Genomic DNA, 21775 nt, shown 5'->3' with positions numbered 1-21775 from the left:
CGTGGCCGAGACCTATTTTGAAGACATCGATTTAGACAATTCTGAGTTACAGAATGCACTTCAAATCATACAGTTTACCCGTCGTTCGCTTTTCCTCACCGGTAAAGCGGGGACGGGTAAATCTACTTTCTTGCGTTATATTGCCGCTACCACCAAGAAAAAACACATCATTCTGGCTCCCACAGGCATTGCAGCCATCAACGCAGGAGGTGCAACCCTGCATAGTTTCTTTAAACTGCCATTCCATCCCTTATTGCCAAACGACTCGCAATATAATGTTCGTAATATCCGTAATACACTGAAATACAACGGTGAAAAGCTCAAAATTCTTCGTGAAGTAGAACTGATCATCATCGACGAAATCAGTATGGTTCGGGCTGATATTATCGATTTCATCGACAAAGTGCTGCGAATTTATAGTCGAAATATGCGTGAACCTTTTGGAGGTAAGCAATTATTGCTAGTCGGCGACGTCTATCAATTGCAGCCTGTAGTGACAGAGAGTGACCGCGAATTGCTACAAGTTTTTTACAAATTCGGCTATTTTTTCGAAGCTCAAGTATTTCGCGAGATGCAACTGGTTTCTATTGAACTTATAAAAACATACCGACAACGCGACCCGCAGTTTATCCACATCCTCGACCATATACGTACGGCACAAGTGAGTGATGCTGATCTGATTTCGCTTAACCACCGGGTGGGAGCCCCGGTAGATGCTAATACCGGTAAGCTCGCTATTACTTTAGCGGGCAGAAGAGATACAGTCGATTACATTAACACCCGTCAATTAGAATTACTTCCGGGTGAATCTATCCACTTCCACGGTTCCATCACCGGCGAATTTCCTGAAAATACGCTTCCTACACCAATCAATTTAGAGCTGAAAATAGGTTCACAGGTTCTCTTTATCAAAAATGACAAAGACAAACGGTGGGTTAACGGAACTCTTGGGATCATCATCGGTATCAGCGACGAGCCGCAAAGCGCCCGCATTTATGTACGTACCGAGGATGGGCGTGACCTCGAAGTAGAGCGCGAAATATGGAGAAACGTATGTTATTCTTTCAATAAGAAAGAGCAAAAAATAGAAGAAAAGGAGATCGGAACATACAAGCAATTCCCTCTCCGACTGGCTTGGGCCATCACAGTACACAAAAGTCAGGGGCTCACTTTCGATCACGTGAAAATCGATTTCACCGGAGGCATCTTTGCAGGCGGTCAGACTTATGTGGCGCTCTCACGCTGCACATCGCTCGAAGGTCTCAGTCTCAGCGAGCCGATTCAGCGTAGCAACATCTTCGTCCGTCCCGAAGTAATCCATTTCTCACGCAATTTCAATAACACAAACACTATTCATACAGCCCTACAACAAAGTAAAGCCGACAGAGCATACTATGAAGCTGCAGCTGCCTTCGATAAAGGGGATATGCAAACAGCTCTTGACTGTTTCTTTCTGGCCATTCACAGCCGTTACGATATAGAACAACCTACCGCTAAACGACTCATCCGTCGCAAACTGAACATCATCAACCGACAGCAAGAAGAGCTTTTCCGCCTACGTGAAATCATTCGTTCAAAGGAAGAATTCTTAAAACGTTTGGCTATAGAATACACAATAATGGGCCGCGATTGCGAGCGGGAGCATATGGCTAAAGCTGCTATCCGCAATTACGAAAAGGCCCTCGAACTATGTCCCGAAGTATCAGAAGCTAAACGAAGGATCAAGAAATTGAGAAAGAATAAATCATAATCGACTTACCGATAGTCATCAAACCGGTTGGTCGTCGGGAGTATCAACAAAAAGATTATCGACTTTTGATAGTTCGTCACCATCAAACCATTGAGACAATTTAGTTTTAGCCTTGGCTTTTACATCATCAGAAACCTCATCCCAAACTTTGCGAAGGACATATATCAAGACTGCTAAGTCGTCTCCAAGACCGGCTATGGGGATAGCATCAGGGATAACATCCAAAGGACTAATCAGATAACCCAAAGCACCGATAATGATAGCTTTGTCTTTAATGGACACCCGATCACTCTCCAAAGTATAATAGAGAATAAGGGCAGCATATACTAATTTAACACCCGCACGCTTAGCAATACGAGATATTTTTTCAACAAATCCATTTTGTGTGAACTTATCTTTATATTTCATAAAGTCGGGAAGTTGTGTCAAATCCATTTTAATCGTCTTTTAAATGATCAGTAAATGAGTCGACAAGCTGACGAGTAAGCAAATCAGCTGCTAGAAATTTGCATTCCTTCATCAACTTGTTCACTCGTTATTTCATCAACTTATTCTGTTAATATTTCAACACTTCTGCTATATAACACTCGATTTTCTCATCACGAATCTTGCAGAGACGTCTCTTGATAAATAAGGCCGTGAGCAATCGGACGATCAGAGCAATCACTAAACCGACACCTACTCCCAAAAAGAGAGACCATCCGCCGCCGGGTACGAGTTGATCAGGAATAGCAGAAAGAATCAACACTGGAATAATGATGCAGATACCCAGAACTGTGTATTGGGATTTTTCCGTACCTCGACTATCAAGGATTACCTGTTTGTCAAAGAGATAATCATCCAATTGTTTACGTGTAATCCCATAATCAGTGATGTTCGGAAAACCGGGATCTCCTGTGTGGGCAGCAATTTTGTCAGTCACTACGTGCTCATAATCAATAATTATCGTTTCCATATTCATCTCTTTATTGTCATAAGTCTTGCACTTTGATCATTCTCAAATGGCTGAGATATCGATCGCGAGATTGCATTACCTGTCGCCAAGCAGGGCTATCTATGTGCAGATGTAAATCCAAATCGAGCCGCCAGCTTCCAATAGCTTCAAGACGATCTGTTAATGTTCCTACGGTGATATGCTCTAAAGCCTCGGCCGGTTGAAATAAAATCGTGTCATCAGAACGCTTTCCGCCAATACTCTCGCTCAGCAGATGGACTTTTACCATATCGTAAAGTAAATCGGTCGTAACACGGATTGGAATGCCCGTCTCTAGTTTCAGTTCAAGTGCTGAATAAGGTTTGCGCCCCTCAGCAAAACGTTTGCAAATCTTACTAAGCAACAGGGCGCTCATCATCAGACGATAACGATGGCTTATATCATCTGTTTTAGCCAAAAAAGCAAAAGCCTCTAAATTTTGATTGGTATAACTCAACTCGGCACCGAACAAACAAATCGTCCACGAAATCTGTACCCACAGCATAAAGAGAGGCAATGCTGCAAACGAACCATATACCGCATTATAGCTCGAGAGAAATATCTGACAGTGCACGTAGAACAGTTGTAGCAGTTGCATAGCCACGCCTGCCAGTATGCCTGGTATGATCGTGTACCCTATCTTAACCTTAGTATTAGGCATAAAGACATAGAGTGCGATGAAGACCGCAGACATTATAATATACGGCATTATATCTATGGCGAGACGCATCATCGGCCCCAAAAGCAGATATTCGTGCGTCTGCTTAACCACCGCAGTAAGAAACACTGATACACCGGAAATCAAAATAATGATGATGGGCAGCATAAAAAACATTGCCAGGTAGTCGGTTACCGTACGAACTAAGCTCCGTTCGCGTTCCACTTGCCAAATATTATTGAATGTCTGCTCAATATTTCGAGTGAGCATCAGTACAGTCCACAACATAAAGACAAGTCCGATACCTAAAATAACACCACTGTGCGTATGCACCAAATAAGAATTCACGAAACGGATAATTGTATCGGCAGCTTGTGGCTGACTGGAAAATGCATTGCGAAACCAATCTTCAATATATTTGGAAAAACCGAAACCTCGAGCAATTGCGAAGACAACTGCTGAAATGGGAACGATCGCCAAGATTGTAGAATATGTGAGTGCTGCAGCCGACTCGAATACACCTTTTGTCGTAAAGAATCTCACTGCCAGCAGCAACTTTTTCAAAGCACTCACTGCAAAGCTATAAGGCGGAGACACTTCGGTCGGTTTCAGCCGCCAGATATCTACCTTGATAAACTGTATGATATCTTGAATTTTCTTGCTCATCGGTTCTGTTTGCAAAGGGTTACAGTATTCCCTGTGTCCATATGACAGGCGAATCGAAAAAACGAAAGCAGTGTTTCTGTAAGCCGGGTTCTGTTCCCCGATGTCTTTTCAGGCATCAGAGTGCCTGCCATTTATCTAATCTGTGAGTCACCCCACAGCTCAAGCGTTCTACCCTCCATCGCCCTTATCGGAACGAGCGGGCAACCCGTATACGATGGTTTACGCGAACTTGCAGCCTCCAGCGGGCACAACCAGATGATCACCCATCTGTTGGTGGTCTCTTACACCGCCTTCTCACCCTTGCCATTCATAGGAATGGCGGTTGTTTTCTTCTGCCTTAACCTACTGTTACCAATAGCTTCTATTTTCGGAAGTGGAGCGCCCTATGCTGCCCGGACTTTCCTCCCGCACCGTAAAACGGTACCGGTGGCAGCGCCGAAACACTGCTTTCAATATGCAAAGATAGTCAATTTTATTGATAACAGATAATAGGTCCCTGTTTTTATTGTATAATTAAGACTTCAACGATTAGTTATAGTATGTGATGTCTTTTACCAGAAATCCAAATATTCTGTTCTATTAAAGATAAAAACAGGGATTGTATTCGGTAATGAATTATGATGAACTCGCAGCACATTTTCAAATTTTATCGCCTTTTTTTGTGTGTTTAAGAATATTTAGTTACCTTTGTCGACGATTATGACGATATACAGCGTGCATAGAAGTGATGGAGATGCGATGTCGATACAGAGAAATAGTTATGTCTCCGCATCTTTTAACGTAGATTATTTGGCTGTTCCAAATAATTTGCTAACACACAGTCCTACCCCCTTTCCAAAATTTTACGTACGCGCGCGAAATACTGTATACATCCCATAAACAAGAAGTTCTCTTTGTTCGCTTTTATGTGCCTTTTAGGAAAGTGCTCAAAAGGAAAATAACATAAGTATTAACTTTCAAATTAGATATGAATATGAATAAGAATCAAGTGATGAAACAGGCTTACAGCACCCCTGAAATCAGTGTTGTTAAGATGCCGACAGAATATTCGCTGTTGGCAGGTTCCCAATTGGATGGAGGACATAATCCGGGCCGCATCGGTGATAATCGCGGCGATGCCAAGCGAAATTCCTTTGAAGAAGAAGAGGAGGAGGAATTTACGCAGGGCAATAACCCTTGGGGAGATTGAATAATTAGAGATTAGAAAAAGTAATATAAAAAATTAAAAAAAGAAGATGAACGTAATATCATTTTTATCCAAGCTCGTTGTTGTCATCCTTATGATATTCACCGTAGCTTGCACCAATGAAGAAGGTGTAAATAATAATCCGAAAGAGAATAATAAAGAAACGACACCAGACGCTACGTTTGTAGGCGGTATCGATATTGACAAAAAGGCCAAATCTGCCACCCGCACTTCTCTTGACATAACCTATCCGGGAGGTTTTTCCGTAAAGTATTTTTGGGAAAAGGGCGATAAGATTTGGACAGCTGACGGTGCGAGCGGCGAGGCGCAAATTACGACTAAATCGCCCACTGCCCACTTCAAATTGACAAAGGGATATTCTTCTTCCACAGTAGACGTATATTATCCCGGGCAGAATGCCACGACTTATAACCAAGTAACCATTGCCACGGCACAGATGCAGAGTGCACCTAATAATTCTGCTCACCTCGGAAAATGCGGCGACTGCGGCACGGCAACAGCCCATAAGCAACCTAATGGTACTTACAAATTCAATCTCGACCATAAGGCTGCTTATCTCTGTCTGCTTCCTCGCACGCCCAATGGCCTTGTATCTACTTATGTTCAGCAGATTAAGGTCATTTCCGACAACAATATCGCCGGCACCTACACATTGACGAAATCAGGCCTGGAAGGAAACGGTTCATCCAAGACAATTACGCTCACCACTAAAACCAACACCCAAAGTAGTAAATTTTTCTATGGCTTCCCGCTTAATAATCCCGAAACAAGTCAAAGCACGAATGCTGCCTATGTGGTTATCGCTCCGGGTACTCACGCTTTAACTATCGAATATACGCTTTACGATAGCAAAACTAATGTAAAAGGAATATTTACTAAAAAAATCAGTTCAGCCACTTATTCAGCGAATACGGTCTATCCGATGACGGCTAAAATCAACCCCACGGATTATCCGAGCAATGTATATTATATGTGGGATGCAAAAGTTGGCCAACATTATTGGAATGGTTATGAAAATTATCAGCCTAAGGTTGACGATGATAATAACAAGAACTATCCTAAGGATAATGATGATCCACGTTGGTATAATGAAATAATAGGTTATAACCCCAGTAATAGTTCCTTGCCTTTTGCGTCTCGTTCTTGTGCTGCTTGTCCTAATGTAAATGAACTTCTTTGGTATGCAGATAAAGGTGATCCACATTGGGATACTACACTTTGGACTACTCTGGGACATTTATATGAAGGTGGAATGTGGTTTAAGAAGAAAGATTACATAATTGGATATCAGGCTGATGTTGCCCCAAACGGTGTTGATTACAGAAAAACTGTGACAGTTGCCGACCAGAGTTATCCATCCATTACTTGGGGGAGACCTGCCGATATTACCAATTATTTCTACCTTCCGGCCCAAGGGCTTTATTTTGGCGGTACATATTCGAGTGTAGGTGCTATCGGTGCTTACTGGTCAAGTACTCCCCGTCCGAAAGAAAAGATGACTTCATACTATTTAGGTATTTCGGATAGTCACGTACGCGTTGCCGGTAATGATCGTAGAATGGGTTTCAGACCCTGGAAAGCGCAGTAAGCGTCGTAAGTAAATGGCTACTGCCACAACTTTTCTTTTCAAGCAATCTTTGATAAGATGAAGCATCTGAAAGAGAACAATACAAAATCAACCCCTGGGGTAGGCATTAGTCTACCCTAAGGGTACATATCTGTCTACCCTTGGGGTACGCGTTGGTCTATCCTAAGAGAGCGCTGGCTATAACCCCGTAACAGAGCTTCGCCGCAACCGAAAAGACTGTTCGTCGAAAGGCACAGCACTCATAATAACTCCTAATTTCAAACCTATAAAAACTTACAATTATGTTGAACTACATCGTCAGTAAAGTATTGATGAAAATCGGCCCGAAAAAGGGCAAGACAATGTATTTTGCCAAGGCCGACAAACCCCGAATCATCACGTTCGAGGAAGTGATTAAGGATATCGCCGAGATGAGCTCGCTCACCACAGGCGATGTACGAAACGCTATTGACCGACTGGCCTACTACCTGCACCGCGAGTTGGCCGAGGGCAACACTGTCCAGTTGGGGCAGATCGGCACATTCAGCGTGCAGGCTGCGGGCAAACAGATGGAAAAGGAGGAAGACGTGACTGCCGCTACCATCAAGACGCCTAAAATACGCTTCTATCTCAACGCTTATCTGCACGAGTCGATGAAAAGCCTCCGCTTTTCGGTGAACAACCCCAAGGCGAAACAGCACAAGGGCGGTGGAACAACACCCACACCCAAACCGTAAACCGGTTTCCCTGAGAATACAATCCCCCCGACGGTCTCATTCAATACCGACAGGGGGATTGTTTTTTGTGTATTGAAATTTGGACGTGTGTAGCCTGCTCTGCAAACTGTTGATTGCGTCATATTCTCTCTCATCATATTGCAGTCTTGAAATATAAAATATTGATGCAAAGGTATTAAAAAGCAGATTGTTTTTACTAACTTTGCAACGTTTTTACTTAACAGAGATATGGATTTGAAACGTATATTGATCAGTGTATTCGGGATATGGATGTTCGTCGGGCTCATAGCTTGCGATACGTCGACAGACGACGGACTCGACGGAAGTAAAACAGAGGAAAGTCGATTGGAAATGCCCAATGCTTTCTCGCCGAACGGAGATGGTATCAATGATGTTTATAAAGCCAAAAGTAATTATCGAGCAATCGTGACATTTGAAGCTACGATTTTCAACCGCTGGGGACAGAAACTCTATCAATGGAAAGAGCTTACAGGCGGTTGGGATGGCAGATTTCACGGTCGGGATGTCAGTGAAGGCGTGTATTTCGTTGTGGTGAAGGCACGTGGGGCCGACGGAAAGAATTTTGAGATCCGGCAAGATGTAAACTTGATCAGAAGTATTACAGAACATTCGGGATCGACAACAAAATAGCAGGAAGATCATGGAAAGAGAAGATGAGAAGATTAATGTGTGGGGCGCACGCGTGCACAATCTCAAAAATATAGATGTTGAAATTCCGCGTAATTCGTTGACGGTAATTACCGGTCTGTCGGGTTCGGGCAAATCATCGCTGGCATTCGACACGATCTTCGCCGAGGGACAGCGCCGGTATATCGAAACCTTCTCGGCCTATGCACGCAATTTCTTGGGTGGAATGGAACGCCCAGATGTAGACAAAATCACGGGATTGAGCCCGGTGATTAGCATCGAGCAGAAAACAACTAACAAGAATCCACGTTCGACCGTGGGCACAACTACCGAGATATACGACTATCTTCGTCTGCTCTATGCCCGTGCCGGAACGGCTTATAGTTATGCGTCGGGCGAGAAGATGGTGAAATATACCGAAGAGAAAATTATCACAATGATTCTCCGTGATTATGCGGATAAGCGTATTTTCGTTCTTGCTCCATTGGTACGCCAGCGCAAAGGACATTATCGTGAGCTGTTTGAGAGTATGCGTCGCAAGGGATATCTTTATGTTCGCATAGACGGCGAACTGAAAGAAATTGTACGAGGGATGAAAGTAGATCGATATAAAAATCATAATATCGAAGTGGTGATCGACAAACTTCAAGTACAGGAAAAAGACGATGAACGATTGCGGAGAACCATTCAAGTCGCAATGAGACAGGGCGACGGCGTGCTGATGATTATGGACAAGGACAGCGGCGAGATTCATAATTTCTCCAAACGACTGATGGATCCGGTTACGGGCATATCGTATGGCGAGCCTGCTCCGAATATTTTCTCGTTTAATTCGCCCGAAGGTGCCTGCTCCAAATGCAAAGGACTGGGATATGTAAATGAGATCGATCTTGGCAAAGTAATTCCGGATAAGTCGGCAAGCATTCACGATGGCGCTATTATCCCACTTGGGAAATATAAGAATCAAATGATTTTTTGGCAGATTGACGCTATCTTGCAGAAATACAATTGCAATGTGAAGACGCCTGTTGAGAAGATTCCTGCTGATGCACTTGACGAGATACTTTATGGCAGTTTAGAGAATGTGCGCATCTCGAAAGAACTGGTTCATACCTCGACTGATTATTTCATTGCTTTCGATGGTGTCATTAAATATCTTCGCAACGTAATGGAAAACGACGAGACGGCAGCCGGACAGAAATGGGCTGACCAGTTTCTGGCCACCTGCAAATGTCCAGAATGCAAAGGTCAACGGCTGAAGCGCGAATCACTCTCCTATCGTATTTGGGATCGAAATATTTCTGAGGTAGCCAATATGGACATCATTGAACTGCGTGAATGGCTCGACAATGTAGAGGACCATCTTGATACCACACAGCGTAAAATTGCCACAGAGATTGTCAAAGAAATCAAGACGCGTGTTGGTTTTCTCTTAGAAGTGGGCTTGGATTATCTTTCGCTCAATCGGCAGTCGTCTTCTCTCTCGGGCGGAGAAAGTCAGCGCATTCGATTAGCCACACAGATCGGCTCACAACTTGTCAATGTTCTCTATATTCTGGACGAACCAAGCATCGGACTGCATCAGCGCGATAACGAGCGACTGATTCATTCATTGAAAGAACTTCGCGATCTCGGAAATACTGTTATCGTTGTAGAACACGACAAAGATATGATGCTCAATGCCGACTATATTATCGATATCGGACCGAAAGCAGGGCGCCGCGGTGGAGAGGTTGTTTTCCAAGGCTCGCCACAGGCGATGCTAAACATCCGCACGATAACGGCCGATTATCTCACGGGCAAGCGTAAAATAGAGGCCCCGAAGATATATCGCGCCGGCAACGGAAAAAGTATTTGGATTCGCGGTGCACGCGGCAATAATTTGAAAAATATTGATGTTGAGTTTCCGTTGGGTAAACTTATTGTGGTGACTGGTGTCAGCGGGTCGGGAAAATCGACATTGATCAACGAGACGTTACAACCCATTCTGTCTCAGCATTTCTATCGATCACTGAAACGCCCGATGCCTTATACGTCTATTGAAGGTGTAGATTATATCGATAAGGTGGTAAATGTTGATCAGAGTCCGATTGGGCGTACTCCTCGCAGTAATCCCGCAACATACACGGGTGTATTCAGCGATATCCGTTCTTTGTTCGTCAATCTTCCCGAAGCAAAGATTCGTGGCTATAAACCGGGACGTTTTTCATTCAATGTTAAAGGCGGGCGATGCGAAGCCTGCGGTGGAAATGGATATAAAGTCATCGAAATGAACTTTCTACCCGATGTAATGGTGCCCTGTGAAGTATGCCACGGTAAGCGCTATAACCGAGAAACCTTGGAGGTGCGCTATAAGGGAAAGAGTATCGCCGACGTACTTGATATGACCATTAATCAAGCCGTTGAGTTTTTCGAAAACGTGCCCAACATTCTCCAAAAGATTAAAACAATACAAGATGTCGGCCTCGGTTACATTAAATTAGGGCAGCCCTCGACTACACTTTCAGGTGGAGAGAGCCAGCGCGTAAAATTGGCTACTGAACTGAGTAAGCGCGATACAGGCAAAACTCTTTATATTCTAGATGAACCGACGACAGGACTTCACTTTGAAGATATTCGCGTGTTGATGGACGTTCTGCAAAAGTTGGTGGATAAAGGCAATACTGTCATTATCATCGAACATAATCTGGATGTCATCAAATTAGCTGATTACATTATCGATATGGGACCAGAAGGTGGTCGAGGTGGTGGTAAAGTTCTCTCTACTGGTACGCCTACCAAAGTGGCACATAGCAAAGATGGCTTTACCCCACGCTTTTTAAAACAAGAATTTAATTCCTAAGTTATCGGAATAAGAGTAAATACGAAAAGCATTCTTATTTCGTTCCATATTATAGACTTGCACGATACCAATCAAACAGGCGGTGTACACCGTCTTTGATCTCTACACGATGACGCCACCCCAACCGATGAAGCTTGTCTACATCAATGAGCTTACGTGGTGTACCATCGGGCTTACTGGCATCAAATTCGATATTTCCGCTGAAACCTATGGTCTGAGCTACCAAATCGGCCAGCTCACGAATGGTGACCTCTACACCAGTACCGACATTGATGTGGCAATTGCGAATCTCACCTAATGAAGGAATTGCACCACCACGGCCTGCCGAAGAGTTACGATCTACTACCCCATCGGTCTTCTGGCCGTAAAACACAGAAGAATATTTCTCAATACCGATGATGTCTTTAAAATCGACATTAAGCAGAATATGGACACTGGCGTCGGCCATATCCTCGCTCCAAAGAAACTCGCGCAGAGGATTGCCCGTTCCCCACAGTATTACCTTGTTGTCGTAGATGCCGTAACGGGCTAACACATTGAGTATCTGCTGTCGTGAATGCTGTCCCGTAATACCCCCTACGGGACGCTTGTTCAGATCTGCTGAAACCGACTGCCAGTCGCCCTTACCTATGAGATGAGCCAGATATATTTTACGCATCATCGCTGGCATGACATGACTGTTTTCCAGATGAAAATTGTCATTGGGGCCGTAAAGATTGGTCGGCATCACTGCTACATAGTTGGTACCATATTGAAGATTATAGCTCTCACACATTTTCAACCCAGCTATTTTGGCAATGGCATATTCTTCGTTGGTGTATTCAAGTGGCGAAGTAAGCAATGCGTCTTCGCGCATTGGTTGGGGAGCTGTTTTCGGATAGATGCAGGTAGAACCCAGGAAGAGCAGTTTCTGCACATTGTGGGTGAAACTCTCGCTGATAACATTGCACTGCATCTTCATATTCTGCATAATGAAGTCGGCACGATAAAGCGAATTAGCCATAATTCCACCGACAAAAGCTGCAGCCAGAACTACAGCATCAGGCCGCTGCTCATCAAAAAAATGGCGCACAGCCTGTTGATCGGTTAAATCCAGTTCGCTGTGCGTGCGCCCTATCAGATTTTGGTAACCGCGGTCAAGAAGATTATTCCAAATCGCTGTCCCCACTAATCCGCAATGACCAGCGACATATATTTTCGAATCTTTATTCAACATAACACGTTACTCCGGCAATTGAGTTTTGAGATACAACTTCTCAACAAATTTCATATCGTGTGCAACCATCAGACGTACCAGTTCTGTAAAAGAAGTTTTGGTGGGATTCCAACCCAATTGTTTGCGCGCTTTGGTAGGATCGCCAAGCAATTGCTCTACTTCGCACGGCCGGAAATATTTCGGATCTACTTCTACAAGCACTTTACCCGTGGCTATATCAATTCCTTTTTCTTCTACACCCCGACCTTCCCAACGCAGTTCAATACCGGCTTCACGGAAAGCCAACGTACAAAATTCACGCACAGTATGCATCTCGCCCGTTGCAATGACAAAGTCATCGGGCTTAGGCTGTTGCAGAATCAACCACATACATTCTACGTAATCTTTGGCATATCCCCAGTCACGCCGCGCATCCATATTCCCAAGATACAACTTATCTTGATATCCCAATGCAATTCGGCAGGCTGCCAAAGTGATCTTACGCGTAACAAAATTCTCTCCACGCCGCTCGCTTTCGTGGTTAAACAAAATTCCGTTGCAACAATACATATTATAGCTCTCACGATAATTCTTCACAATCCAAAATCCATACAGCTTTGCTACAGAATAAGGCGACCGTGGATAGAAAGGTGTTGTCTCACGCTGCGGCACTTCCTGCACTTTTCCGTAGAGCTCGGATGTCGATGCCTGGTAAATTCGACAGGTTTTATCGAGTCCGCAAATACGTACGGCTTCCAATAATCGCAAGGCGCCCACAGCATCTGTCTCAGCTGTATATTCGGGCACATCAAACGACACTTTCACGTGGCTCTGTGCTGCCAAGTTATAAATTTCAGTGGGTTTTACTTCACGAATAATCCGAATGAGCGAAGAAGAGTCTGTCATATCGGCCCAATGCAGATTAACCAGACGCTGTTTCTTCATATCCCGCACCCACTCGTCCAAATACAAGTGTTCGATGCGCCCTGTATTAAACGACGACGAACGACGCAAAAGTCCATGCACCTCGTAACCTTTTTCAATTAAAAACTCGGCCAGGTAAGAACCGTCCTGGCCCGTTATTCCTGTAATCAATGCTATCTTCATAAACTCTCAAAATAATTTATTTCTCTTCTGTAAATTGTTTGATACGCTGCTCTTCCGATAATTTACAAATCAGTAAAGCATCATCGTACTCTGCCACAATACAATCATCCAAACCCTGAATAACAACTCGCTTTTCTTGAGTCGTATGCACAATGCAATTATGCGAATCGAACATCGTAATGTTACTCCCGATACAACTATTGCCATAAAGATCGTGTTTGGTTTGTGCTAACAGACTCCCCCACGTACCGAGATCGCTCCACCCGAAATCAGCCGGACACACAAAGATCTCCTCGGCTTTCTCCATTATGGCATAATCCACCGAAATGTTCTCACACTCCGGATAACGTTCGTCAATCAAAGCCTGCTCTTTATCGGTAGCATAAACGTCAAGCATACTCTCAAAAATCTTACTGATGGCGGGCTGATACACCCGAAACGCGTTAACAATCGTACTGACACTCCAAATGAAAATGCCCGCATTCCAAAAGTAATTACTGTTGCTGATATACGCCTGAGCAGTCTGCAAGTCGGGCTTTTCGCGGAATGAATCTACGCGATAAATCTCTTTGTTACGAGCAGAGGTCGTTGTCATATCTGCCTGAATATATCCATAACCTGTCTCCGGACGTGTCGGTTTCATTCCCAACGTAAGAATAGCGTCGGTTTCACCTGCAAATTGCAGACACATCGTCACCACACGTCGAAACCCAACAGGGTCCGTAATAATGTGATCACTCGGACTAACCACGACATTCGCCTTGGGATCTTGTGCCTTGATACGCCAACTGACGTAGGCAATACACGGAGCCGTATTCCGCCGACACGGTTCGGTCAAGATATGATCCACAGGAATCTCGGGCAATTGCTTTTTAACGATGTCAAAATACATCTTGTTCGTAACCACCCACACGTTTTCGGGAACACAAACTCCCGAAAACCGGTCGAAAGTAAGTTGAAGTAAAGTCCGGCCTACCCCTAAAACATCGATGAACTGCTTCGGATTCTCAACGGTACTCATCGGCCAGAAGCGACTTCCCACACCTCCTGCCATAATAACCAAATGATTGTTGCTCTGCGCCATAAACCTTGTGTTTCAAATGTTTGTATTGCAAAGATAATTTAAATAAAGCAAATGACAAAACAAAAAGTAAGTTTTGTTCAAAACAAAGGTAATGACAGATCATCCTCGAAAACATTATCTCCATTTTCGTTAGCCGTTGATTCATCTACGAATTGAAGCATTAACTGCCGTGTTTCTCTTGATTCAAGATTCAAACGATAGACTCCCCGCCTATCAGTCCGCGCTATCACTGACTCCCGATTCTTGGAATTATTGACTAAATAAGTTGCTACCAAACGATAAATCTCGTTATAACTCACGGTACGAAACAGAGAATTACAAGAATTGAACACGTGATAGGCAATCTTCTGAACAGAAAGTCCATCCTCACCAGCTTCGGTAAGCACACGAATAATTTCTCTTTTGTATTGCATAAATAAAAAAGCCGCAGGCTCAATGTCTGCGGCTCTTTTCAGAATTCCTATTTAAGCAAGGACGATCTTACTGGCCTCATTTTTAATTTTTCCCTCTTTGAAGAGCCATCCCATACCAAGAAGAACTTCCTCTGCTGTGATTTTTGCAGCCTTTGCAATTTCAGCTACCGTCAATGCTTTGGCTGCTGTTGCCAGTGCTTGATACACGTCACCAGCTCTGAAACCGACACTCTCTGCATTGATCAGCACTTCTACTTTTTTTTCCGAAGCTTTCTTCGTCACAGTTTTCTTAGTTGTCTCTGTCTTAGTTGCTACGGCTTTCTTCGTCGTTGCTTTCTTTTCTGCCATAATAATATAAACTAAAATTATCCGCTTTCACTTTGATTGGATCACGGTTCTTTATATTCTGTTGCAAAATTACGACTTTCTTTCTGCTTAACCTCTTCTTTATCAAAGAAAAACAGCATCAAGCAATTTTTCAGATAGCTATATTTAGTTTTCTTGACTTAAATCAACACGGATCTGCAACTCATCTAATTGTTTCTTGTCTATCAGCGAGGGAGCATCTAACATCACATCACGTCCGCTGTTATTTTTAGGAAATGCAATGCAATCTCGAATAGAATCGAGACCAGCCATAATCGAAACAAACCTGTCAAGACCAAATGCCACGCCAGCGTGAGGCGGTGCTCCGTACTTGAAAGCGTTGATGAGAAAACCGAATTGTGCCATTGCGCGTTCCTCGGTAAAGCCCAAAATACGGAACATTTTCTCTTGCAGCTGCCCGTCGTAAATACGCAAACTGCCGCCGCCTACTTCTATCCCATTGCATACAAAGTCGTAAGCCTTGGCACGAACCTGCTCGGGATGTTCGTCAAGCAACGGTATATCTTCGGGATTCGGCATTGTGAACGGATGATGGGTGGCCATCAAACGCTGCTCTTCATCGCTCCATTCAAAGAGCGGGAAATCGACAATCCAAAGGCATTCAAACTTGTTTTTATCACGCAAACCTAACCGATCGCCCATTTCCAAACGAAGAGCACAAAGCTGAGTGCGCGTTTTATTAATCCTGTCTCCGCTCAAAATCAAGACAAGATCGCCATCTTTAGCTCCCATCTTTGCCTTAACCCGTGCCATTATTTCGGGTGAATAAAACTTATCGACACTGCTTTTCACCGTTCCATCCGCGTTATATTTGATATAAACCAAGCCCTTGGCACCTATCTGCGGACGCTTAACAAACTCGGCCAGTTCATCAAGTTGCTTTCTCGAATAATCTGCACATCCCGGCACACAAATACCTCCGATATACTCGGCAGTATTAAATACACCGAAATCTCCGGTCTCTTTCAACTCATCCATCAGCTCAATGAACTCCATTCCAAAGCGTAAATCGGGTTTATCACTACCGAAACGGCGCATCGCCTCATGCCAAGTCATCTGCTGAAGTTTAGCCGGAAGTTCCACACCGCGCACCTCTTTGAAGAGATGGCGAGCCATAGCCTCGAAAAGCTCAATCACATCATCTTGATCAACAAACGACATTTCACAGTCGATCTGAGTAAATTCCGGCTGACGATCGGCCCGTAAATCCTCATCGCGGAAACACTTGGCTATCTGGAAATAGCGGTCGAATCCCGCTACCATCAGCAACTGTTTCAAGGTCTGAGGGCTCTGTGGAAGCGCATAAAACTGGCCAGGATTCATACGAGAAGGCACTACGAAGTCACGCGCACCTTCCGGAGTGCTGCCTATTAGTATCGGAGTCTCTACCTCAATAAAGTTCTGTGCATCCAAGAAATTGCGTATCAGAATGGTCATTCGATGGCGTAATTCAAGATTTTTACGCACAGAAGGACGGCGCAGGTCTAAGTAACGGAACTTCATCCGGATGTCATCGCCACCGTCTGTATTGTCTTCTATTGTAAAAGGAGGTGTTAAACTGTTACTTAAAAGGATCAGTTCGCAAACCAGTATCTCGATTTCTCCCGTCGGGATATTCTTATTTTTACTCTGCCGTTCACCTACTTCGCCTTTCACTTGAATACAATATTCACGCCCCAGCCGATTGGCTTTATCGCAGAGTTCTTTATTATCTGCCTCATTGAAAACCAACTGAGTGATACCGTATCGGTCGCGAAGATCGACGAAAGTCATCCCACCCATCTTCCTCACACGCTGCACCCATCCTGCCAATGTTACCTTTTTACCGGCATTGGCCAAGCGCAAATCGCCGCAAGTATTCGTTCTATACATCTTCTTTTACTTTATTTCATCTGTCGTGCAAAAGTACAACAAAACTTTGATATTTTATAACAAAACTTTGATTTATCACATATCATCCTCTTAAACTAAGTGAATCCAACCACTCACACATATTATTAATAGATTTAAAAATTAGCTAATAAATATTACTTTTGTGTCAATTTCCACCTTATTTTAATATCGTCCTATTGGCTTTTTCGTAACTTTGCCATTGAGTTCATATAAATTCAAGAAGAGATGAAAAAGGTATTAAGTATAACATTGATGCTGTTCGCGTGCCTGACATACGCTGCAGCACAACAGCAAGCAGAGATTAAGTTTGATAAAGTGAGCATTGATCTCGGTACATTCAGTGAAAGCAATCCCGTACAAGAAGCAGTGTTCACATTCACGAATGTAGGACAGGCGCCGTTGATTATCAATCAAGCCGTAGCCAGTTGCGGGTGTGCAGTCCCCTCTTATACTAAAGAACCCATCAAACCGGGACAAAAAGGACAGATCAAAGTGACCTATAACGGTAAAGGGAAGTTCCCCGGACATTTCAAAAAGAGCATTACGGTGCGCACCAATGGTGTACCCGAAATGACTCGCCTATATATAGAAGGTGTAATGAAAGAAGCTTCCAAATAAATCACTTCAATATTTACCACGTGTCATAAATTGACAGACAGAAAAAGCCCGAGATTCGAATCACATTCAGTCTTGGGCTTTTTGATTATCAGAGAGTTATGAGGTATCTTGCAATTTGTGGCTTTTCACGTTCCGAAAAGCAGTTAAACGTCGTGTCATTAATAATTAATCGTACGATGAATAGATGTTTTTCGTATAGCAACCGAAATGTAATGAAAATAGCAGCACAGCTTCATTCAAAGACGTCTATATTGAATCTGTATATCAAGAGGAATATAACTGTTCGGAAAAGAGCATAAAAAAATTGATTGTCTCACGACAACCAATCTTTCTTAACCTTAATAATCTAATACCATGAAAAACACGTTACAAAGTTAATTATTTTATTTGTACTTGCAAGAGTATATATAAGAAATGTGCAAACATATAACATTAGTTATAAGTCCGACCATTCCATTTAAGTTTTCTTTGCATAAGTATTGTGTCAACAGTCTTTTTTTCACCACGTGCCAATAACGGAACAGTAGGCCGAATCGTCAATTCATCGTCTTTATCCGAGAGTGATGCTTCTACCATTACAGCCTCTATCTTATTCTTGAGCTCATTGAACCGATGTTGGGACATTGTATCCGGTTTTACAACTAATGATGAAACAAAAGATTGCAAATCAATAGAGGGGTATTCAAGCCGGTACCAACGAGAAGTAAAAAATGCAATCTCACTTTCCGGCAAAGGTCCATTGAAAGTCCTGACCATACAGAGAATAGTATCTCCGTTTGTTATCGGCAATAAACGCAACTGCATTTTCAAAGTTTCATTTATTGTAAGTGAAGCATAATTAGCAGTCAATGTATCCATAACGGTTATCCCTCTCAAAAGATTCTTTACCTCAGACTTGACCTTCATATCCATATAATCTACAAGCTCAAGTCGCAGATTCTTATTCAAATACGGCACAATGGAATCGGGCATTGTCAGCCACATTTCTCTCATTGACTTAGCCTGCAATTGCAAACAAGCTACAACAATCAATAGTATCAAATAAAACTTCTTCATCTTCTGATCATATTGAACAGACAAATAATATCTTAACCGACAAGAAAAGATGAGAATTCGTCTAAATTCTAAATAGAATTGCAATATTAAATCTTTTTTCTCGACAACACAATTATTCTTTTATAAAAATGTCTAAACAATCTATTTTTATATCACAGAATGTCATTCTGTAAGATTTATAATCATAAAAAATACCGGATGTCTCGTCCCGTGACAAGCTCATCCGGTATCATTATTTCCACAATTCAATACAATTTATTTGAAAATCAGTTCGTCTTTACCTTTCTTTTTACTGATAGTAATCGTCTCACCAGACTTTTCTTTATCCGAAAGAATAATCTCGCAGAGTCCGTCTTCGATGTAATTCTGAATGGCCCGCTTCAACGGACGCGCACCGAATTGCACATCATAACCTTTTGTTGCGACAAATTCTTTGGCCTCATTCGTTATTTTCAGCTGATAGCCCATATCCCCAACGCGTTTGAACAAACCTTTTAGCTCAATGTCAATAATTTGTTTAATAGCATCGAGATCAAGCTGATCGAAAGTTATTATCTCGTCAAGTCGATTCAAAAACTCAGGTGCAAACTGCTTGCTAAGGCTTTTTTGAATGATGGAACGGGCATACTCTTTGTCTTTCTCATCAATACTCAAACCTAATTTACCGCTTGCATTGAAACCGACTCCACGTCCGAAATCCTTCAACTGGCGCGTTCCCGCATTAGAAGTCATAATAATCACAGTGTTACGAAAGTCTACGAAGCGACCGTTCCCATCCGTCAAACGGCCCTCATCCAGCACTTGCAGCAAGAGATTGAATACATTGCCGTGAGCTTTCTCAATCTCATCAAGCAACACGATGGAGTAAGGATGCCGACGAACTTTCTCTGTCAACTGTCCTCCTTCTTCATATCCGACATACCCCGGAGGTGCTCCCACAAGCCGAGAAACATTGAAACTCTCTGTGTATTCGCTCATATCAATACGTATTAAGGCATCAGTACTTCCGAACATAAACTCTGCCAACTTTTTGGCTAAATAAGTTTTGCCCACGCCGGTGGGACCCAAGAACATAAAAACACCTATCGGATGGTTGGGATCTTTGAGTCCGACGCGATTACGTTGAATGGCTTTCACCATCTTGTCAATAGCCGTATCCTGTGCAATCACCGACCGTTTAAGCTCTGTAGCCATTCCTTTCAGACGCACCCCCTCGGCTTCTGCCATTCGTTGGACAGGCACACCAGTCATCATTGAGACCACATCCGCAACATCTTTATCCGTTACAGTCTCACGAGTCTCACTTTCTCCGCTGGTCCATTGACGGTTTAACTCTTCCAATTCCTGTTCTAACTGCGTCTGCGTATCCCGATAACCAGCAGCCAATTCGAAGTTTTGATTCTTGACAGCAGCCTGTTTCTTCTGCTTGATATGCTCTATTTCTTTCTCTTTATCGACAATCGTCTGCGGTACTTCTGCGTGTTGTAGATGGATGCGTGCACCAACTTCGTCCATCGCATCTATCGCTTTGTCGGGAAAAGAACGGTCAGTAATATAGCGTTCTGTCAACTTGACACACGCTTTCAACGCTTCATCAGTGTAGCTTACGTGGTGGTGATACTCATATCTGTCTTTAATATTCACAAGGATTTGCAATGTCTCATCGGCTGTTGTAGGCTCAATGAGTACCTTCTGAAAACGTCTTTCCAAGGCGCCATCTTTCTCAATACTGTTGCGATATTCATCAAGCGTAGTGGCACCGATACACTGAATCGTACCGCGCGCTAATGCCGGCTTCATAATATTGGCTGCATCCATACTGCCAGGTGTACTTCCTGCACCGATCAATGTGTGGATTTCGTCAATAAAAACAATGATATCAGGGTTCTGTTCAATCTCTTTAATTAATGCCCGAATACGCTCTTCGAACTGTCCGCGGTATTTTGTTCCAGCCACAATACCCGTCATATCTAAACTTACCAATCGTTTGTTATAGAGCACCGGAGATGTATGATGCTTGGCAATGAGCTGTGCCAAACCTTCAACAATAGCACTTTTACCCACGCCGGGTTCACCAATCAATATCGGGTTATTCTTCTTTCGGCGACACAATATCTCTGTTACGCGCTGTATTTCTTTCTCGCGGCCTACCACAGGATCAAGTTTTCCCTCTACGGCAGCTTGTGTCAAATCCGTCGAAAAATTGTCAAGTACCGGTGTCTTGGCATTAGACTTATGCGTTTGAGTTGTAGAGTGACTCCCGGTAGACTGATTCCCACTGCCTGTCGTCCTGCTTTCTTCAAACTCTTCTTCGTCTTCGTCAGGTAGTCCGATGCCATCTTGCGTCGGACTTACTTCTTTTTGGAGAACTGCTAAAGCGTTTTCGTATGTCATATTATTGAACTCCAAGACTTCTTTTGCACCATTATTAACTTGATCGTGAAGGATAGCAAGCAACAAATGTTGCACATCCACCAATTGGGTATGCTGTATCCGTGCCTCCAAAACAGCAAGTTTCAGAATGTTACTTGCTTTCTCATTCAATACGAGTTCAGAGGTATTGATAACCTCACTGACCTCATCTTCTCTCACCTTATTTTCAAGTTCAGTCTTGACAGATTTGAGATCAATATCCATCCGAATGAAAAGCTCGGTTATCGGACTGTCTTTTTCGCGGATAATACCGAGCAAAAGATGCTCCGGACCAACCGAACGGCTGGCCAGCCGCGCAGCTTCTTCCCTGCTGAAAGCAAGTATTTCTGACACCTTAGGTGAAAACTGACTCGTCATATATTTATCCTCTTACCTTTCTTTAATTGTTCGTTATTATCTACTTTGTAACTCTTCCCGAGACAAAAAGCAAACTCTGTGCCACAGTCTAATGAAGAAAAAAGGCTAACCGATATTTGGTTAGCCTCATTGTGCGCCCTTAGGGACTCGAACCCTAGACCCACTGATTAAGAGTCAGTTGCTC

At 43.3% G+C, this 21775-nt stretch carries 17 protein-coding genes, 1 other RNA gene and 1 pseudogene; 7 read left to right on the top strand and 12 right to left on the bottom strand.

Annotated elements, in window-relative coordinates; all coding sequences use genetic code 11:
* The first annotated feature begins 1 nt into the window (after position 1).
* Positions 2-1750, top strand: a complete 1749-nt coding sequence (locus RWY97_RS03070; RefSeq protein ID WP_315565469.1) for an AAA family ATPase — start codon at positions 2-4, stop codon at positions 1748-1750.
* 18 nt (positions 1751-1768) lie between these two features.
* On the opposite strand, the gene RWY97_RS03065 is transcribed toward RWY97_RS03070, so the two are convergent.
* From RWY97_RS03065 to rnpB, 4 genes are all read right to left on the bottom strand, one after another.
* Positions 1769-2185 (bottom strand): YkvA family protein, encoded by a 417-nt coding sequence (locus RWY97_RS03065; protein WP_021584342.1) that lies wholly within the window; start codon positions 2183-2185, stop codon positions 1769-1771.
* A 121-nt stretch (positions 2186-2306) separates the two neighbouring features.
* A complete protein-coding gene (locus RWY97_RS03060) occupies positions 2307-2705 on the bottom strand; it encodes a hypothetical protein (RefSeq protein WP_315565467.1) in 399 nt (132 codons plus the stop codon).
* Between the two features lie 16 nt (positions 2706-2721).
* Positions 2722-4047 carry a YihY/virulence factor BrkB family protein gene (locus tag RWY97_RS03055; protein ID WP_273178234.1) on the bottom strand — a complete coding sequence of 442 codons (1326 nt, stop codon included), beginning with the start codon at positions 4045-4047 and terminating at the stop codon, positions 2722-2724.
* Positions 4048-4110: 63 nt separating this feature from the next.
* Positions 4111-4494: RNase P RNA component class A (gene rnpB, locus RWY97_RS03050), an RNA gene on the bottom strand.
* A gap of 526 nt (positions 4495-5020) precedes the next feature.
* Here rnpB and RWY97_RS03045 point away from each other — a divergent pair.
* The 5 genes and pseudogenes from RWY97_RS03045 (at position 5021) to uvrA (ending at position 11048) form a co-directional block, all read left to right on the top strand.
* A complete protein-coding gene (locus RWY97_RS03045) occupies positions 5021-5236 on the top strand; it encodes a hypothetical protein (protein WP_315565465.1) in 216 nt (71 codons plus the stop codon).
* 46 nt (positions 5237-5282) lie between these two features.
* Entirely contained in the window at positions 5283-6842 is a 1560-nt protein-coding gene (locus tag RWY97_RS03040) for a hypothetical protein (RefSeq protein WP_315565463.1), read from the top strand.
* Between the two features lie 281 nt (positions 6843-7123).
* Positions 7124-7558 (top strand): HU family DNA-binding protein, encoded by a 435-nt coding sequence (locus RWY97_RS03035; protein WP_021584325.1) that lies wholly within the window; start codon positions 7124-7126, stop codon positions 7556-7558.
* A 336-nt stretch (positions 7559-7894) separates the two neighbouring features.
* Positions 7895-8209, top strand: a pseudogene (locus RWY97_RS03030) (gliding motility-associated C-terminal domain-containing protein); the annotation flags it as partial.
* A 10-nt stretch (positions 8210-8219) separates the two neighbouring features.
* Positions 8220-11048 carry an excinuclease ABC subunit UvrA gene (gene uvrA / locus RWY97_RS03025; RefSeq protein ID WP_315565460.1) on the top strand — a complete coding sequence of 943 codons (2829 nt, stop codon included), beginning with the start codon at positions 8220-8222 and terminating at the stop codon, positions 11046-11048.
* Between the two features lie 49 nt (positions 11049-11097).
* Here uvrA and RWY97_RS03020 read toward each other — a convergent pair whose 3' ends face one another.
* From RWY97_RS03020 to aspS, 6 genes are all read right to left on the bottom strand, one after another.
* The gene (locus tag RWY97_RS03020) at positions 11098-12264 is read right to left on the bottom strand and encodes a GDP-L-fucose synthase family protein (RefSeq protein ID WP_315565458.1); all 1167 of its coding nucleotides are present in this window, start codon (positions 12262-12264) and stop codon (positions 11098-11100) included.
* 6 nt (positions 12265-12270) lie between these two features.
* Positions 12271-13350, bottom strand: a complete 1080-nt coding sequence (gene gmd / locus RWY97_RS03015; RefSeq protein ID WP_315565457.1) for a GDP-mannose 4,6-dehydratase — start codon at positions 13348-13350, stop codon at positions 12271-12273.
* Between the two features lie 16 nt (positions 13351-13366).
* Positions 13367-14434, bottom strand: a complete 1068-nt coding sequence (locus tag RWY97_RS03010) for a mannose-1-phosphate guanylyltransferase (RefSeq protein WP_315565456.1) — start codon at positions 14432-14434, stop codon at positions 13367-13369.
* A 77-nt stretch (positions 14435-14511) separates the two neighbouring features.
* A complete protein-coding gene (locus RWY97_RS03005; protein WP_273177753.1) occupies positions 14512-14847 on the bottom strand; it encodes a hypothetical protein in 336 nt (111 codons plus the stop codon).
* Positions 14848-14898: 51 nt separating this feature from the next.
* Positions 14899-15195, bottom strand: coding sequence for a winged helix-turn-helix domain-containing protein (locus RWY97_RS03000; protein WP_024991292.1), 297 nt, complete (start codon positions 15193-15195; stop codon positions 14899-14901).
* A 144-nt stretch (positions 15196-15339) separates the two neighbouring features.
* Positions 15340-17106: an aspartate--tRNA ligase gene (gene aspS / locus RWY97_RS02995; protein ID WP_315565454.1), complete on the bottom strand. Its 1767-nt coding sequence runs from the start codon at positions 17104-17106 to the stop codon at positions 15340-15342.
* 246 nt (positions 17107-17352) lie between these two features.
* On the opposite strand from aspS, the gene RWY97_RS02990 reads away from it, so the two are divergent.
* Entirely contained in the window at positions 17353-17745 is a 393-nt protein-coding gene (locus RWY97_RS02990; protein WP_021584305.1) for a DUF1573 domain-containing protein, read from the top strand.
* Positions 17746-18177: 432 nt separating this feature from the next.
* Here RWY97_RS02990 and RWY97_RS02985 read toward each other — a convergent pair whose 3' ends face one another.
* Both RWY97_RS02985 and RWY97_RS02980 read right to left on the bottom strand, forming a co-directional pair.
* Positions 18178-18801, bottom strand: coding sequence for a DUF3256 family protein (locus RWY97_RS02985; RefSeq protein ID WP_315565452.1), 624 nt, complete (start codon positions 18799-18801; stop codon positions 18178-18180).
* Positions 18802-19056: 255 nt separating this feature from the next.
* Positions 19057-21591 (bottom strand): ATP-dependent Clp protease ATP-binding subunit, encoded by a 2535-nt coding sequence (locus RWY97_RS02980; protein ID WP_273177746.1) that lies wholly within the window; start codon positions 21589-21591, stop codon positions 19057-19059.
* Positions 21592-21775: the final 184 nt, after the last annotated feature.

The sequence above is a fragment of the Hoylesella pleuritidis genome, assembly GCF_963541955.1.
Classification (GTDB): domain Bacteria; phylum Bacteroidota; class Bacteroidia; order Bacteroidales; family Bacteroidaceae; genus Prevotella; species Prevotella pleuritidis.
The sequence above is the reverse complement of the archived record's forward strand: the minus strand, read 5'-3'. Positions and strand labels throughout refer to the sequence as shown.

Coding starts and splice junctions, on each gene's coding strand:
- RWY97_RS02985 (WP_315565452.1), bottom strand. CDS start 18,801: ATGAAGAAGTTTTATTTGATACTATTGATTGTTGTAGCTTGTTTGCAA.
- RWY97_RS02990 (WP_021584305.1), top strand. CDS start 17,353: ATGAAAAAGGTATTAAGTATAACATTGATGCTGTTCGCGTGCCTGACA.
- RWY97_RS03055 (WP_273178234.1), bottom strand. CDS start 4,047: ATGAGCAAGAAAATTCAAGATATCATACAGTTTATCAAGGTAGATATC.
- RWY97_RS03020 (WP_315565458.1), bottom strand. CDS start 12,264: ATGTTGAATAAAGATTCGAAAATATATGTCGCTGGTCATTGCGGATTA.
- RWY97_RS03005 (WP_273177753.1), bottom strand. CDS start 14,847: ATGCAATACAAAAGAGAAATTATTCGTGTGCTTACCGAAGCTGGTGAG.
- RWY97_RS03000 (WP_024991292.1), bottom strand. CDS start 15,195: ATGGCAGAAAAGAAAGCAACGACGAAGAAAGCCGTAGCAACTAAGACA.
- RWY97_RS03045 (WP_315565465.1), top strand. CDS start 5,021: ATGAATAAGAATCAAGTGATGAAACAGGCTTACAGCACCCCTGAAATC.
- uvrA (WP_315565460.1), top strand. CDS start 8,220: ATGGAAAGAGAAGATGAGAAGATTAATGTGTGGGGCGCACGCGTGCAC.
- RWY97_RS03010 (WP_315565456.1), bottom strand. CDS start 14,434: ATGGCGCAGAGCAACAATCATTTGGTTATTATGGCAGGAGGTGTGGGA.
- RWY97_RS02980 (WP_273177746.1), bottom strand. CDS start 21,591: ATGACGAGTCAGTTTTCACCTAAGGTGTCAGAAATACTTGCTTTCAGC.
- RWY97_RS03035 (WP_021584325.1), top strand. CDS start 7,124: ATGTTGAACTACATCGTCAGTAAAGTATTGATGAAAATCGGCCCGAAA.
- gmd (WP_315565457.1), bottom strand. CDS start 13,350: ATGAAGATAGCATTGATTACAGGAATAACGGGCCAGGACGGTTCTTAC.
- aspS (WP_315565454.1), bottom strand. CDS start 17,106: ATGTATAGAACGAATACTTGCGGCGATTTGCGCTTGGCCAATGCCGGT.
- RWY97_RS03040 (WP_315565463.1), top strand. CDS start 5,283: ATGAACGTAATATCATTTTTATCCAAGCTCGTTGTTGTCATCCTTATG.
- RWY97_RS03065 (WP_021584342.1), bottom strand. CDS start 2,185: ATGGATTTGACACAACTTCCCGACTTTATGAAATATAAAGATAAGTTC.
- RWY97_RS03060 (WP_315565467.1), bottom strand. CDS start 2,705: ATGGAAACGATAATTATTGATTATGAGCACGTAGTGACTGACAAAATT.